The sequence below is a fragment of the Globicatella sanguinis NBRC 15551 genome (assembly GCF_001552295.1).
In the GTDB taxonomy this organism is placed as follows: domain Bacteria; phylum Bacillota; class Bacilli; order Lactobacillales; family Aerococcaceae; genus Globicatella; species Globicatella sanguinis.
In genome coordinates this window covers 1-15,242 of record NZ_BCQX01000052.1, presented here as the reverse complement: position 1 = coordinate 15,242, position 15,242 = coordinate 1, and the positions used below count along the sequence as shown (strand labels likewise).

The 15,242-nt window shown below is 36.0% G+C and carries 14 protein-coding genes; all 14 read right to left on the bottom strand.

Annotated features, from left to right (window positions below):
• Positions 1 to 82: 82 nt before the first annotated feature.
• Entirely contained in the window at positions 83 to 1,309 is a 1,227-nt protein-coding gene (locus GSA01S_RS05845) for an ABC transporter permease (protein WP_245631279.1), read from the bottom strand.
• The gene (locus GSA01S_RS05840) at positions 1,302 to 2,072 is read right to left on the bottom strand and encodes an ABC transporter ATP-binding protein (RefSeq protein ID WP_066125756.1); all 771 of its coding nucleotides are present in this window, start codon (positions 2,070 to 2,072) and stop codon (positions 1,302 to 1,304) included. Before GSA01S_RS05840 ends, GSA01S_RS05845 begins: the two co-directional genes overlap by 8 nt.
• A gap of 1 nt (position 2,073) precedes the next feature.
• Positions 2,074 to 3,468, bottom strand: coding sequence for an efflux RND transporter periplasmic adaptor subunit (locus tag GSA01S_RS05835; protein ID WP_066125755.1), 1,395 nt, complete (start codon positions 3,466 to 3,468; stop codon positions 2,074 to 2,076).
• Between the two features lie 176 nt (positions 3,469 to 3,644).
• A complete protein-coding gene (locus tag GSA01S_RS05830; RefSeq protein WP_066125753.1) occupies positions 3,645 to 4,400 on the bottom strand; it encodes a glycosyltransferase family 2 protein in 756 nt (251 codons plus the stop codon).
• An 11-nt stretch (positions 4,401 to 4,411) separates the two neighbouring features.
• Positions 4,412 to 5,464, bottom strand: coding sequence for a hypothetical protein (locus GSA01S_RS05825; RefSeq protein WP_066125751.1), 1,053 nt, complete (start codon positions 5,462 to 5,464; stop codon positions 4,412 to 4,414).
• Positions 5,461 to 6,741: an O-antigen ligase family protein gene (locus GSA01S_RS05820; protein ID WP_066125749.1), complete on the bottom strand. Its 1,281-nt coding sequence runs from the start codon at positions 6,739 to 6,741 to the stop codon at positions 5,461 to 5,463. Before GSA01S_RS05820 ends, GSA01S_RS05825 begins: the two co-directional genes overlap by 4 nt.
• Positions 6,742 to 6,836: 95 nt before the next feature.
• Positions 6,837 to 8,252: a lipopolysaccharide biosynthesis protein gene (locus tag GSA01S_RS05815; RefSeq protein ID WP_066125747.1), complete on the bottom strand. Its 1,416-nt coding sequence runs from the start codon at positions 8,250 to 8,252 to the stop codon at positions 6,837 to 6,839.
• 9 nt (positions 8,253 to 8,261) lie between these two features.
• The gene (locus tag GSA01S_RS05810; RefSeq protein ID WP_066125746.1) at positions 8,262 to 9,401 is read right to left on the bottom strand and encodes a glycosyltransferase; all 1,140 of its coding nucleotides are present in this window, start codon (positions 9,399 to 9,401) and stop codon (positions 8,262 to 8,264) included.
• Positions 9,402 to 9,743: 342 nt separating this feature from the next.
• Positions 9,744 to 10,115: a 30S ribosome-binding factor RbfA gene (gene rbfA, locus GSA01S_RS05805; RefSeq protein ID WP_066125744.1), complete on the bottom strand. Its 372-nt coding sequence runs from the start codon at positions 10,113 to 10,115 to the stop codon at positions 9,744 to 9,746.
• Positions 10,116 to 10,233: 118 nt separating this feature from the next.
• On the bottom strand, positions 10,234 to 12,561 hold the full coding sequence (infB, locus tag GSA01S_RS05800; RefSeq protein ID WP_066125743.1) for a translation initiation factor IF-2: 2,328 nt from the start codon (positions 12,559 to 12,561) through the stop codon (positions 10,234 to 10,236).
• 94 nt (positions 12,562 to 12,655) lie between these two features.
• Entirely contained in the window at positions 12,656 to 12,961 is a 306-nt protein-coding gene (locus tag GSA01S_RS05795) for a L7Ae/L30e/S12e/Gadd45 family ribosomal protein (RefSeq protein ID WP_066125741.1), read from the bottom strand.
• A 1-nt stretch (position 12,962) separates the two neighbouring features.
• Positions 12,963 to 13,262 (bottom strand): RNase P modulator RnpM, encoded by a 300-nt coding sequence (rnpM, locus tag GSA01S_RS05790; RefSeq protein WP_066125739.1) that lies wholly within the window; start codon positions 13,260 to 13,262, stop codon positions 12,963 to 12,965.
• Between the two features lie 25 nt (positions 13,263 to 13,287).
• Positions 13,288 to 14,589 (bottom strand): transcription termination factor NusA, encoded by a 1,302-nt coding sequence (nusA, locus tag GSA01S_RS05785; protein ID WP_066125737.1) that lies wholly within the window; start codon positions 14,587 to 14,589, stop codon positions 13,288 to 13,290.
• A 24-nt stretch (positions 14,590 to 14,613) separates the two neighbouring features.
• Positions 14,614 to 15,087 carry a ribosome maturation factor RimP gene (rimP, locus tag GSA01S_RS05780; RefSeq protein ID WP_066125735.1) on the bottom strand — a complete coding sequence of 158 codons (474 nt, stop codon included), beginning with the start codon at positions 15,085 to 15,087 and terminating at the stop codon, positions 14,614 to 14,616.
• Between the last annotated feature and the right edge of the window lie 155 nt (positions 15,088 to 15,242).

The window sequence follows — 15,242 nt, the reverse complement described above, 5'->3', positions numbered from 1 at the left end:
GCAGAGTCTTAATGAAATATTTTATGAAAATAAGGAGCAAATACTCGACTTACTCAAGTATCTACGCCTTTAATCACTTATCTTAACGTAATATTTCAACCACGTTTTTTCTAGCGGCAGCTCTAGCCGGGAAAACACTAAAACTAATGCCAATTAAAACAGAAATTGAGACACTAATTAAAGCTGTCGGCACATCGATTAAGGCTTTAAACGGCAAGAAATTGCCTGCTATAATCGCAATACCAACACCAAACAGATATCCAATAAGACCGCCTAAAGTCGTGATGGATATACCTTCCAATAAAAACTGCCATTGAATACTATTTTGGGTAGCTCCCAAGGAACGACGTATCCCAATTTCTTTGGTTCGTTCAGAAACAGAAATATACATCATATTCATTACGCCTACTCCGGCGATAAATAAAGAAATTCCCGCCACCGCTCCAATAAAGTAGGTTACCATTGACACTTGTTGACCAATCGATTCCATCATTTCAGACATATCGAAATATTCATAAGTACCGTTTTCTTTCTCAGATCCATTTTCTTTTAAATAATCCGCGATTTTCCGACTAATGCCACTGACATTGGAGTCTGGTTTATAAAATGCCTTAATACTAAAGTCCACATTCGCATTGGGATTGAGTAATTTATTAGTTCCTCTAGGAATAATGACTTGAGGTGCATCAGAACCGCCAAAACCGTAATTTTGGATGTCTTCGATTTCTTTTTCCGTTAACTCTGTTGCATAGACTCCGACAATCATATAACTGGTCCCATCAATCTTAATGGATTGATGAATCGCTTTTTCTGGATTTTCAAAAATATCGGCGGCAACGATGTCGTCAATAATAACATTACGTTTAGCTCCTTTAGAGTCATAGTCATATAGATTCCGCCCATATAATATTTGCTGATTCGTTACATCGAGATATTTTGTGCCATAGGTCTTGGATTCTTTATTGGCAAAATCCAAAGTAGCATAATCAACAGAATCCTCATCATCAGAAGATGGGACGACTTCATCAACGCCTGGAATTTGACGGATGCCATCCAAAGTATTTGTATCAAATGGATCTAATTTTGACCAGTCTACATCCATATTGGATACATTAAAATGGAACATTTGACTGGGACGGCCCTTGGAATCTTGTGCTAATTCATCCAAAGTTTTCTTACGAAAACCATTCCCCAGACTTAATATTGTAATAACCGCTGCAATGCCGATGATAATACCAATCATCGTTAAAAACGTTCGTCGACCATTCATTTTTAAGGTTGATAACGACGATTTAAAAATTTCACTCATCCTCATTATTTAACACCTCATCAAAAACTAATGGTTTTTCACTTAATTCATAAGTGGCTTCACTCACTTCATTCGAATGAATTTGCCCATCGACAATACGCACTTTTCGAGTCGCATAAGCTTGTAAGTTAGGATCGTGAGTTACTAATACTACTGTTACCCCTTGTTCACGATGTAAACGGGCTAAGATATCCATAATCACTTTGGAGGTTTTAGTATCCAATGCGCCCGTCGGTTCATCAGCGATAATAAATCGTGGTTGGTTAATTAATGCCCTTGCGATGGCAATTCGTTGCTTTTGACCCCCGGATAATTCATGTGGACGGCTATTAAACTTACTACCTAAACCGACACTCTCTAGAGCTTGTTGAACTCTTTCTTTAGTTTTTCTAGCCGGCATACCTTTATATAACAGTGGTAAACGTATATTTTCATTGACCGTCATAGTCGGAATTAAATTAAAATCTTGAAAGACAAAACCAACCATTTCATTACGTAAAACAGAAATTTGTTTATCGGTTCTTGCTTCTACTGGTTTACCATCAAAATTATAATGGCCTTCGAACTTATTATCTAAAAATCCTAAAACATTAATTAAAGTGGATTTTCCAGAGCCTGAGGGTCCCATAATGGTCACAAACTCATTGCGAAAAATTGATAAATCAATATCACGTAAAACATGTAATTGATGCTCCCCCACTTGATAATATTTGTTGATTTTTTTCATTTCAATGAGCGGTTGCTGTTGCATTTCGCTAGTCATACTATTGCACATCCCCATCCATTGGCTCTTCTGCTGGAGGCATGGCCATCGGGTCAACCACCGACACTGCTTGACCATCGGTTAAGTCATAAGGATACATGATCAATTGATCCCCCTCATTCAACCCTTTTAAGACCACTTTTTGTAAACCTTGAGTCATCAATTCAATTTTTGTTTTGACTGCTTTACCGTCTAAATATAAAAAGACATAATGATCTTCCCCTTCTTCAACAATCGCATCAGAAGGTATCGCAAAACCTGGTAATGTGATATTCACTTTAGCAGAAAAACCAGTTTGTAAAGGTTCATCGGGTTGTACAACAAAACTAAATTGACTCGCATTGCTGCCACCACCTGGGTTAGAAGCTGCTAGACCTTCAGCTGAATCAGTTTGTCCATTGGTTCCGCTATAAGAAGGAATTTTATCATAATCCACAATCTTACCCGTTACGGTCCGATCCTCTGCTGGTATATAAATATTGACGGCACGATCTTCTGCTAAAGCATAAAAATCGTATTCCGTTACACTCCCGACAACGGAGCTTTCTTCAGACACAATGCGTACTACAGGTACATTAGGATTATCTTTGGCATCTGGGTTAACCATCGCAATCCCATCGGTCTTAGCGAGAACTTTATTATTTTGTAATTCTTGTTGACGAATTAATTTAATTTCTAATTCTTCAATTTGCTCATTGACTTGACGGATTTGTTCTTTAATACCTTCACTAGGATCTGTTGCTGATTCCATTGCTGACATCTCCATACCACCGGTATCGAGTGCACCTTCAGGACTATCTTGAGAAAGTGAGCTATCAGTGTTGGTATTAGCCGGAACATTGACTGAAGGCGAGGTTGATTTGCCAATTTCTTTGACAATGTAATAGACTTGTTTACCATCATTTCCCCAATAATACGCAATTTGATCCCCTTGATAATTATATTCTCCGCCTGTATAATCACTTAACTGTTTAATTAATGCTTGGCGGGTATTATATAATTTCGTTTGCTCGCGGTATAAATCCTCAAGAGCATATTGATTTTCTTTTGAGGTTTGCTTGTAATTATATAAAGTGGTGCCTTTGGTTACTTTTTGTCCATCTTTAACTAAAATGGCTTCAATTTCACCTAAATCCGCTTGATAAAAATACGCGGTATCGGTCTTTAATTTTACACTCGCATCCACAGTAACGGGATCTTGTCTGAATAAATTATATAATGTATAGGCCATTTCGCCTTCAACCGGCATGCCATCTGGCCCCAGGTCCATATTTTCGCTCCCCATCATCTCATCTTGTTGTGTTGGGAAAAAAGTGTTTTTCGCAAAAAAGAAGATGCCGGTTAAAGCAATGAGACCGCCAATAATTCCTAAAATTAATTTACGCTTGATATTCATATGCCACATCCTACCATTAATCTTGTGCTTTATATTATCGTTATCATAACATTTTAGGTCTAAAAAATAAATGTTAAAATAAAAAAACACAGAAAAGAACTTCTAACTTATTATTTAATATCATCTATTAAGCAATAAATCAAATGTTTTTTCTATGTTTATAAAAAATTTAATAATTATAATCTTCTGCGTATGGCGTTCCAAACATACCAACAAAAGTAATAAACTGCTTTTGGTAAAGGTAATTGTTCTAAATTATAATAAGTATTCCATGTTCTTTTTAAAGCGCCCCAACGGTCACTCGAGATCGAACCGGCAACTTGACGATACTCATTTAAAACTCGATCTAAGCCATAGGCTTTTACATTGCGTTCACGCATTAACATTAGCCAAGTAGCGGTATCTTGACCTTTACGCACCAAAGGCATCCGAAAATCGCCAACTATAGCACGATCTATCACAACAGTTGAACAAGCAATGGCAGTGTTTTTTAGTAATTGATGATAAGTTAAACTCTCAGGTATCGGCGTTGCTTCTTTAAGTGTCTGTCCTGCTTCATCTACTAGTGAAAAACTGGTATAAGTAAAGGCATATTGATGGTCCTGCATAAATTTAATTTGTTCATTTAATTTTGAGGGTGCCCAACAATCATCACTATCGATAAAGGCGATATACTGCCCTTTAGCAGCGGCTATGCCCGTATTACGCGCCACAGCGGCACCACTATTTTGTTCTAATTGTATAAATTTAATGCGCATATCTTGCTTGGCGTATGATTCAATGATTGCGACCGAATGGTCTTGACTTTGATCATCGACCAAAATGTATTCGAAATTAGCAAAAGTTTGATTTAGCACACTTTCAATTGTTTGTTTAATAAATTTTTCAGCATTGTATACCGGCGTCACAATTGAAACTAATCCTTTGTCCATAAAGTCACCTTCTACATCAATTGCATAATTTTAACAGGAACATCGTATAATTTTGCCATATGGTATTGTTCATTATACCAAGCTTTGTCCGTTTGATTAGCATAAATTACAAAGATAATCTCATCAACATCATCTTGGATATCTTGTACTTTTGTTACAAAGATTAAATCCTTTTGATCTTCTACCGGCAATAATTTTTCTGGATCACCTTGAATTACGACATAACGATGATCACGTTTAGGGATTGACATAAACGCTACAACATCCGCTTCATGTTCAGTATTCGTACGATTGAATATAAAATGACAATCTTCCATTGCCCAACTATAATCAAATGCATAACCAATTTTTGATTTAAATAAACGTAAGAAGAATAATGCTAAAGCCGTCAATACTGCCCCACCAATTGCACCAGCCACCCCAAAAACAATGGCTGAACGCGTAGAAATGCGGTTATAATGTTCCAATGTTTCAATATTAGCTAAATTAGGAAATTTTAACTCCGATAACTGTTCGCCAATTTCGGCTTTGTTAACCAGTGAGACTTTATAAGATTCTAAAAACGGTAAGGTTTCTTCAACGATTAAATGTTGATAGGCTTGAGCAATTTTTAAGTTTTCCTCAGCCGACTTTCCGACCGCCACCCGTATTGTAATCATTTCCGTCGAACCATCTCTTAAGGCCGCCATTCCTCCACGAAACTGATTCGTTTTTATTAATTCTAATAAGTTTTCATTTTCAATCCATCCAGCAAATTGAATACCCGTTTCTTTTTCAATTTTTTCAACCACTTCAGGCTGTCCAAAATATTCATCAATTAAAAATGAATTGCTAAAGAAAGCACCTTCTGCATTCGTCAAAATAATTTGAAATTCTGCTGGTTCTTGCTCATATCGTTGTTTTAAATCTTGATAAGCTGCCTCTATTTCAGGTGTTTCAAATCCACCAAAAAAATAGCGCGCACTGGCAACTGTCAATCCTATTAATAATGCACTTAAAATTATTTTTAAGGCATAGTCTTTTAAAAATCTGATTAATTCACTAATAATCGTGACTAAACTCATCGCTTACACCCCTTATTCATTCTGACCTCAATAATGTTAACATAACTTATAATAAGTGCAAAGATAATCCAATGCCATTCAATTAACATATTGGAAGCACTTGTTATACTAGAAAAGATAAATGTTATCATAAAAACTAACAAACCTAATGATGTTTGTCTTTGTTGGTGATTATTCGTTTTGGACATTATCCAAAGTTTTCTCACTAAGATAAAATAGACACCTATGTAAATAATAAAAGATACCAATCCATATGCGACTAATATTTCGATCCACCAATTGTGAATATTCACTAATCCATTGATAGGATAATAAGGTACCTGTGCCATCCACGTTTCGATATTTCCTGCTCCGACACCCAAGCCATAGGTCTCAGCTAAAAAGATTAACCCATTTTTCCAAAGGTTGATTCTTGCACCGTCCCCAGATAAGACATAGTTTTGTTGTGATAATAACATCGTCATAATACTCTTACCTAGAGTAGGCTTTAAAAAGAAAATCCCTATGACCATCATTAAGCCACCGACTAAAAGAATAAGCCAATGTTTTCTTTTTAAGTTAAAATTAAATTGAAAAATCGTATATAATCCAATCGTCATCAATAATACCAATAAAGCCATCCGTGAATCCGTACGATAAATTAAATAACTGGCGGCTCCACCAAATAAAATCGTTGTTATTTTTAACCAAAATGATTGAGTGCGGTGATAACAAATAGTAGAAATCGCGATAAATGCTAATAATAAAGTGGCATAATCATTTTGATTAGCGAAATAGGTAATCGGCATACGCGTTGATGGAATCCGATCAAAGGTACGATACTTATCTAACTTGTCTAAATTAGCAAATAAATATTTACCGGTGAGAATTTCATGATATCCCCATATAACTTGGGTACAGATCATAAACCAGACTCCGTAAATTAAGGTTTGCCATTGTCTTTCGCTTGTAACCCAAAAATAAAGAGCTAGCATCACGAACAATCCCAAACTCATTAAAAACATTGCCTGGAACCAACTAACAATATCAACCACCCAAATAACCGATAATAAGGCATATAGCCACCATAAAAGATAGCCAACTAAAGCACGAGTACCATCACTATTAGGTATGATAACTAAATTTTTCTTTTTTATCGCCACTTGATAGGTCAAAATGACTGGCACCCCTATCGCTAGTAATCGGTAAATTGTCATTTGGGCGAATGGTGTTGGAATGGCAAGCAATTTACTTCCTAAGAAGACAGCCATTACTAATATTAAAACATAAAGTTGCACGCTTTGTCATTCCCTCCTCGTAAAATATATTTAGAAGGTCATTTCACATCCTTCTGAGTCTCTCTGTTTTCTATAATGATTACTACGAGACGTAACTAGGTAAAGTCCCAATTTTTACTATCATTTTTTATTTCAATTGCTTGTTGAACGGTCGACCACTGTGCTACTAATGCTAATAAACCTAAGCCTAAAGTGTACCATTCTATATACGGTAATTCAAACACATTTAGAAAAGCCGCAATCGACATAATGATAATCGAAATTGTCGGTTTCACTTGACTAAATCCAAAGCCAACACGGTTTGATAAATAAGTTCTCGAAAAGTAAAACATAATATAAGCTGCAAATGAAGCAGCTGCTGCCCCACGATACCCCCAAACAGGCGTAAGGACTAAATTTAATACCATACTAGGTAAAAAAGTTAAAACACTAACAATGATATTCAAATATGTTTTTCTAGAGAAGACAATTCCTAAATTGGTTGTCTCAGATAAAGTATACATAATTTGTGGGAACGCTAATAGACCAAAAATATATTTGACATCGCGATAAGCTTCCGCTACCACGATATAAGCAATTAAATCTTTAAATAATAATAATCCAAAAAAGATACCCGTTAATAAAAACAAGACTGCATCACTTACAAATTTAAAGTGACGAATCTCCTTCTGCTCCTCATGCCAACGATAAGCAGTTGGTATCCAGAAAGAGGTAAAAGCTGTTTTAACGACACCAATAACCGCAATAATCGTTGAGGCTGCCCCATAAATTGCGACGTCTTCTAAAGTCGTATAGTTTTTAATGAAGATTTTATCCACTAAAGTCAACGAATTGGTTAATGAGATGGCCACCATCAAGGGTAAACCAAATTTTAACATTCGTACAATTATCTCACGATTCAGTTTAAAGCCTCTAATATCAAGATAGTGACGATAACGCCAGAAAAGGACCACATCGCCCAGTAATTGACCAAAGATTAACCCATAAACAATGACTTTAAAATCTCGCCACCCCATCCAAATTAAAAGCATGGATAATACGAAAACATTAAATTTTAAAATCATTGAAAAGCTAGAAAACTCAATCGCTCTTTCTTCCATCCGAATCGATAATAAAATAAAGCGTTCAATAATCGTTGCTAAAACCCACACACCACCATAGAGGACAATGTAAGTATATTCAGGGCTATCAAATAACCAATTGGAAATTTCTGGTGCAAAAACAATTGACACGATAAACAATAATATGCCGACAATCATTGGAATTAAGGCGGCTTGTTGAATCAATTGTTTTTTATCATCGGCTTCTTGGTATTCTCTTGTATAAGCCTGGTCAAGTCCAATATAAATATAATTAGGCAGTGCTACAATTAAACTCGAGAATAAGCTAGCCTTTCCATACTCTGCTTTCGAGATAAAATAAGTGATGATTGGTATTTGGATAAATGAGATAAACGCACCAAATACAGGGCCTAAACTGAACCCTAACAATCGTTTAATAAAATGTTTCATTCTTTTCTCCTATTTAATTAAATAGCTATTAATCTTTTGATTTAAAAAATCAAGGTAAATTTGAGCCGATTGCTCGTTTGTAAAACCTCGTTCAACCAATATTTGTTCTCTTTCATTTTTAGATAGTCGTGGTACTTGACTCAGGCCTTTCAATGATTGGTACCACTTTTCTATTGGTTCATTTAATGAAAGATAATCTACTTGTCCTTTATCGAAATCGACTTCATCCGTAATGGTGTCACTCATCAAACAAGGAATCCCAACTGTTTGAGCTTCTACGACAACAGTTGGTAAGCCTTCATACAATGACGGCATAATGAGCACATCTAACATTGGCATCACTGTTTCGGTTTGATCAATTCTACCTAAAAAGGTCACATAATCCTTTAAATCCTTTGTTGCTACCAATTGATTGAGTGATTCGAAATCTGCTCCTGAACCAATAATAAAGATTTTTGCTTTTAATTGATATTTACGAATATACTCCGCTAAGCGAAGCGTGTGTTCTTGATTTTTCACTTTATGTAAACGCCCGATTTGACCAATCACGAATGTTTGATCATCTAAACCATATTGAGCTTTTAACTGATTGCGTCTCTGCTCAAATTCATCATCAGATAGTAAATACCTTTCAGTCGAAATACTATTAGGAATCACCATCATTTGTTCCACTGGTATCGGACCGTAAATAGCTATATTAGCTAAGCGACCGCAACCGACATAACTATCTGTAATAAATTTATTAATCGTTTGATCTAACTTACGCAGTAATTTTTGTTTAAATCCTGTAACATGTAAAGCTTTTGTCATATGGGCATGTAGGAAGAAGTGTTTCACATAATGACGACTAACTAGAAAATAAGCTAGAGCCCGGTAGCCAGTTATATGACAATGAATCGCTTGATAATCGTGTTCATTTAAGATTTTTTCAAAGGTTGTTTTAAATTTTCTCCAACCTACTTTTTTGGGATTTTCAAGACGGTATATTTGCCCACCCATACTATGAATCGCATCCGTAAACAATGTAGAACACTCATCATAAGTGGCGACATCAAACACAATATTTTTGTCATTAAGGGCAATAGCTTTATTATAAATAAAAGATGAAATACCGCCTCCGAAACCACTCATTATATGTAAAACTCTCATTGATTCAACTCCTATAGTGTTCATATCCTTGCTATTATATCACACTCTTATTTGTTACGCACGAATTTCTATTAAGCTCAATTTAGTGTTTATTGAACGGAAAATAATGGTGAATTAAAAACTAAAAACCAATATCATTTTATAAATTATTCTTTTTCATGAATGAAATAGCTAACTGTTCCTATTGTAAAGTCTTACTAAGACGGTTTGACTTAAGTTATCACTGTTTAAAATGTGTTAAACTAGTGGTCTTAAATCGTCAACTTTACACGCATAATGGGCACACATAAAAAAAGGACTGCCAAAACTAAATAAGTTTTGTACAGTCATTAATATCAGATTTTATTCACCTTCATAGGTGATTTCGTCTGATTGTTTAATTTTATCTAATAAAGCATCAATACGATTACCATAATCAACAGAGGTATCACGTTCAAATTTAAGCTCCGGTACTTTATAAAGCTTAATGGCTTTACCTAGTTCTGAACGCACTTTGCCTGTCACTGCTTCTAAACCAGCTTGCTCTTTTTGACGAGCGCCAGCTTTATCAGAAAGTGTACTATAATAAATCGTTGCTTGTTGTAAGTCACCTGTCAATTCAACATCGGTAATGGTCACACCTTCTACGCGCGGATCTTTAATCTCACGCATTAAAATACGGTTAACTTCTCTTAAAATTTCTTGTTTAACACGACCATGTCTGAAATTTGCCATGATTAGCCTCCTCTTAATAGATAACTTCCACTCACTTAAAATTGGATGAGTGGAAGAACTATCCTATCTTTCGACTCTAACTATTGCTAAGACTCAAACTGTTATGCGTGGTGCTATCTTATTTTCTTTCTACTTCTACCATATGGTAAGGTTCAATAATATCATCTACACGGATATCATTGTACTTCTCAATCATAACCCCACATTCAAAGCCTTTCGTAACTTCACGTGCATCATCTTTGAATCGTTTTAAGCTCGCTAATTCCCCATCATAGATGACGATGTTATCACGTATTACACGGACTTTTGAATTACGACGAATATAGCCATCTAAAACATATGCCCCGGCAATCGTTCCTAATTTAGAAACAGTATACGTTTCACGAACCACTAATTGTCCAGTGATTTCTTCAACATATTCTGGTTCTAACATACCTTTCATCGCTGTTTCAATTTCATCGATAACATTATAAATGATTCGGTGTAAACGAATATCAATTTGTTCTTGTTCTGCTTGTGCACGTGCTTGAGGGGTCGGACGCACGTTAAATCCAATCACAATCGCACCTGAAGCTGCTGCTAATGAAATGTCACTTTCATTGATAGCTCCAACTGCTTGGTGAATTGTATTTACGCGAACACCTTCCACATCAATTTTTTGTAAAGAAGCATTTAATGCTTCAGCTGAACCTTGAACATCCGCTTTAATAATGACGTTAACCGATTTTAAATCGCCTTCTTGTAAGCTTTCGAATAAATTATCTAACGTTACTTTCTTATTAGCATCACGATGTTCTTCTAATGCACGTCTAGCACGCTCTTCACCAGCTTGACGAGCTGATTTTTCATCTGGGAAGACTACGAATAAGTCACCGGCTTGTGGTGCATCATTTAAACCAGTAATTTCAACTGGGGTAGCTGGACCTGCTTGACGAATACGACGACCGGTATCATTTAACATCGTACGTACTTTACCATAAGTATTTCCTACTACGATTGGATCTCCTACATTTAGTGTACCTTCTTGTACTAATAATGTCGCCGTCGCACCCGTTGCTTTATCTAAACGAGCATCAATCACTGAACCGATTGCTAAACGATTGGCGTTCGCTTTTAACTCTTGAACTTCAGCTACTAATAAAATCATTTCTAATAATTCGTCGATATTTTGATTAAATTTAGCTGAGATTGGGACAAAGATAGTATCGCCACCCCAGTCTTCTGGGATTAAACCATGTTCAGTCATTTCTTGCATAACACGATCTGGATTAGCAGTTGGTTTATCGATTTTGTTAACTGCCACAATAATTGGGACATCAGCCGCTTTAGCATGGTTGATTGCTTCTACTGTTTGTGGCATCACACCGTCATCAGCAGCGACTACGATAATTGAAATATCCGTAACATTCGCACCACGAGCACGCATCGTCGTGAAAGCCTCGTGTCCTGGCGTATCCAAGAACGTGATGGTTTTACCTTGTAATTGAACTTGGTAAGCCCCAATATGTTGCGTAATGCCGCCGGCTTCGCCTTCTGTTACGCGAGAATTTCTTAATTGGTCTAATAGAGTTGTTTTACCATGGTCAACGTGTCCCATAATGGTTACAACTGGTGGACGTGTTGTTAATTCTTCTTCATTAACTTCTTCTTCATTGAAATAAACTTCCAAATCAGATTTATCAATGACAACTTTTTCTTCCGGTTCAATTCCGTATTCTAAAGCAATTAATTCAATGATATCTTTAGATAATGCTTGGTTTTGGTTAGCCATAACTCCTAGCATTAATAATTTTTTGATGATTTCAGAAGCATCACGATAAATTAATTTCGCAATATCTTGAATATTCATTCCTTCGGTATACACTAACTTCTCAGGTAATTCTTTATACTTACGTTGTGTAATTCCTTTGGATTGTGTTTGTTGTTGATTGTTTTTGTTATTACGACCACGACGGCGGTTGCGACGTCCTCGAGGCTCAAATGCTTTTTTATTTTCCCCTGCATCATCTGCTTTATTTTTAACTTTTTTTACTGGTGCTTTATCTTTGTTAGCTTTTGCACCTTTGGTTGCTTTCTTAATCGCAGGGATATCTTCATCATTCTCAACTTCTTCAACTAATTTTCTAGGCTTAGCTTTTCCTTTACTAGAATTGTCCATTGTTTGTTTTGTTGCTTGATTGTTTTCTTTTTTCTCTGCCATTTTTACCTCTTCACTCATAGCTTTACCGTTATGTGGTTGTTTTGCTTTCTTATCTTGTTGTGAATGATTAGTTTTCTTAGCGGTATTAGCGGGATTTAACTTATTTAACAAAGTCTTTTGTTGGTTTTCATCCATCATGGACATATGGCTGTTGAACTCAATCCCATTCTTTTTCGCCAATCCTAATACTTCTTTACTTGATAATTTATTTTGTTTCGCAAATTCATATACGCGAATTCCTGTCATATAATCACCTTCCTACTTCTGCAAAGTACTAGACAGTTTATTCGCCGTCAGCCTTTGCGATTACAGGTTTCTCTTCATTAATTTATTAATCATTTTACTTAGCCTCATATGATAAGAATTTTTTAATCATACCAGAATTTCCAATTGCACAAATCGTTCGGCTCTTGCCGATAGCATCCGAAATCTGTTCTCTAGTAAATTCAGTAATCAATCTTGCATTAAATGTTTCGCATAATGATTGATAACGTTCCATAGTGGCACTACTCGCATCACTAGCACAAATGACTAGTTTAACACTATTATTTTTAATGGCTTTTTCAACCATTTCATCGCCACTGACTAAAAATCCCGCACGCAGTGCTAGACCAAGTAAATTTAATTTTTTCTGTTGTGGAGTCATTTTAGAATAATTCCTTACGTGCTTTTTGATGTGCTATGTAACGATACAATTCATCATAAAATTCGTCACTAATTTTCATACTAAAAGCAGCATCAAATGTTCGTTTTTTCTTAGCTAGTTTCGCTAATTCTGGATCTAAGCCAATATAAGCTCCGCGTCCATTTTGACGTCCAGTCGGATCAATCGAAACGTCTCCTTCTTTCGTTTTGACAACACGAACTAATTCTTTTTTAGGAAACATTTCTCCTGAAACTGTACATTTTCTTAATGGAACTTTTCGTTTTGACGGCTGTTGTTTCATTATGATGATTCACCTATTTTCTAAATTAGCCTTCCATATCTTCTTCGGCTTCAAGCTCTTCAACTAATTCTTCGACGGTTTCAACGTCACCAGTGATCGTTTCAATGATTAAGTCTTCTGCATCTGCATCTGCATTTGCGGTTTCCATTGCCATTTCAACTTCACCAATTGTTTCCTCTACAGTCGTATCTAATTCGTTTGTTTCATCAGTTGTAACTGAATCAACTGCTTCAACTGTTGCTTCCTCGTCTTCTGCTAATTCAGATTTTAACGCTTCTTGTTCCGCTAAGTATTCTTTATAAGCAGTTACCGATTTAATATCAATTTTATGTTTTGTTAAACGTGCTGCTAAACGCGCATTTTGACCTTTTTTCCCAATAGCTAATGATAATTGGTGATCTGGTACAACCACTATACAAGAAGGAGTGTCGCCATCAAAGATAACTTCTTCAACCGTTGCAGGATTCATCGCATTTTTAATGAATACAGCTGGGTCTTCATCCCATTGTACAATATCCATATTTTCACCATTTAACTCATTAACGATTGTTTGCACACGTTGTCCTTTTTGACCCACGCAAGTACCAACCGGGTCAACATTAGTATCTCTTGAGCGAACCGCTACTTTTGAACGGTCGCCAGCTTCACGGGCAATGCTCATGATTTCAACGATACCAGAATAAATTTCCGGAACTTCTTTTTCAAATAGACGTTTTAAGAAACCTTCGTGAGCACGACTTACCACTACTTGTGGGCCTTTAGTTGTTTTATCAACTTTTGCCACATATACCATAATGCGCTCATCCATGGTAAATTGTTCACCGGGGATTTGCTCATTAATCGGCATTACTGCTTCGGCACGTCCTAAATTAACATAAACATAGCGATAATCTTGACGTTCAACAGTACCCGTTAATACTTCATCTAAGTATTGGCTATATTCATTAAATATAATTTCACGTTCTGCTTCACGAATACGTTGCATAATAACATGTTTAGCTGTTTGTGTTGCAATCCGACCGAAATCTTTTGGTGTTACTTCAAAACGTATTTTATCACCAATTTCATAAACTGGATTAATTTTTTGAGCTTCTTCCAGGCTAATTTCTAATGTACTATCGTAGTTAACTTCTACTACCTCTTTAACGGCAAATACTTTAATCGAGCCTTTTTCTTCATTAAATTCAACCTCAACGTTTTGCGCTTGGTCATAATTTTTTTTGTAAGCTAATTCTAACGCTGTTTCTAAGGCATCTTTAATCACTGCACGTGAGATTCCTTTTTCTTCTTCTAGCACTTGAATTGCTTTTACTAAATCTTTACTCATTATCTTCCTTTTCTCCTCAATCAACTAAAATTGAATCGCTAATCGAGCCTTAGCGACCGCTTTTTTATCAATATTAAGTATTTTTGTTGCTGTCTTAATGCGTACTTCTAATTCATAATGGTCATCTTCAACTGCAACTAAGAAACCTTCATGTTGCTTTTCACCATGTTGTGGCACATAGTAGTCAAAATGAACATACTCACCTATTGCAGCTTGAATGGCCTCTTCTGTTTTTAGAGGCTTTTCAGCGCCTGGTGAAGATACTTCTAAAAAGTAAGCTTCTGGAAATGGATCTGGTTTAATCCCATCCAATACTTCCCCTACTTTTTCACTAATTAAAGCACAGTCTTCAATGTCGATGCGACCTTCTTTATCTGCAAAAATTCGTAAGTACCAATTTCTACCTTCTTTTACGTATTCGATATCTACCAGTTCGCAACCTAAATCCTCAATAATGGGTTGGACTAAAGGTGTGACTTTATCAATAATTGCGCTCATACTTCACCTCTTATTCAAAATTTTGCCTTTTTCGTAACAAAGGAGCGAGCGTTGCCGCTCACTCCTTCAGTCACTAACTACTTACTCTATAACATTATTGTAACACAGACATCATCAGACTACAAGAAAAAGATAGTTTTGGATAGTGTCAAATT

Coding starts and splice junctions, on each gene's coding strand:
- GSA01S_RS05845 (WP_245631279.1), bottom strand. CDS start 1,309: ATGAGTGAAATTTTTAAATCGTCGTTATCAACCTTAAAAATGAATGGT.
- GSA01S_RS05840 (WP_066125756.1), bottom strand. CDS start 2,072: ATGACTAGCGAAATGCAACAGCAACCGCTCATTGAAATGAAAAAAATC.
- GSA01S_RS05835 (WP_066125755.1), bottom strand. CDS start 3,468: ATGAATATCAAGCGTAAATTAATTTTAGGAATTATTGGCGGTCTCATT.
- GSA01S_RS05830 (WP_066125753.1), bottom strand. CDS start 4,400: ATGGACAAAGGATTAGTTTCAATTGTGACGCCGGTATACAATGCTGAA.
- GSA01S_RS05825 (WP_066125751.1), bottom strand. CDS start 5,464: ATGAGTTTAGTCACGATTATTAGTGAATTAATCAGATTTTTAAAAGAC.
- GSA01S_RS05815 (WP_066125747.1), bottom strand. CDS start 8,252: ATGAAACATTTTATTAAACGATTGTTAGGGTTCAGTTTAGGCCCTGTA.
- GSA01S_RS05810 (WP_066125746.1), bottom strand. CDS start 9,401: ATGAGAGTTTTACATATAATGAGTGGTTTCGGAGGCGGTATTTCATCT.
- rbfA (WP_066125744.1), bottom strand. CDS start 10,115: ATGGCAAATTTCAGACATGGTCGTGTTAAACAAGAAATTTTAAGAGAA.
- infB (WP_066125743.1), bottom strand. CDS start 12,561: ATGACAGGAATTCGCGTATATGAATTTGCGAAACAAAATAAATTATCA.
- GSA01S_RS05795 (WP_066125741.1), bottom strand. CDS start 12,961: ATGACTCCACAACAGAAAAAATTAAATTTACTTGGTCTAGCACTGCGT.
- rnpM (WP_066125739.1), bottom strand. CDS start 13,262: ATGAAACAACAGCCGTCAAAACGAAAAGTTCCATTAAGAAAATGTACA.
- nusA (WP_066125737.1), bottom strand. CDS start 14,589: ATGAGTAAAGATTTAGTAAAAGCAATTCAAGTGCTAGAAGAAGAAAAA.
- rimP (WP_066125735.1), bottom strand. CDS start 15,087: ATGAGCGCAATTATTGATAAAGTCACACCTTTAGTCCAACCCATTATT.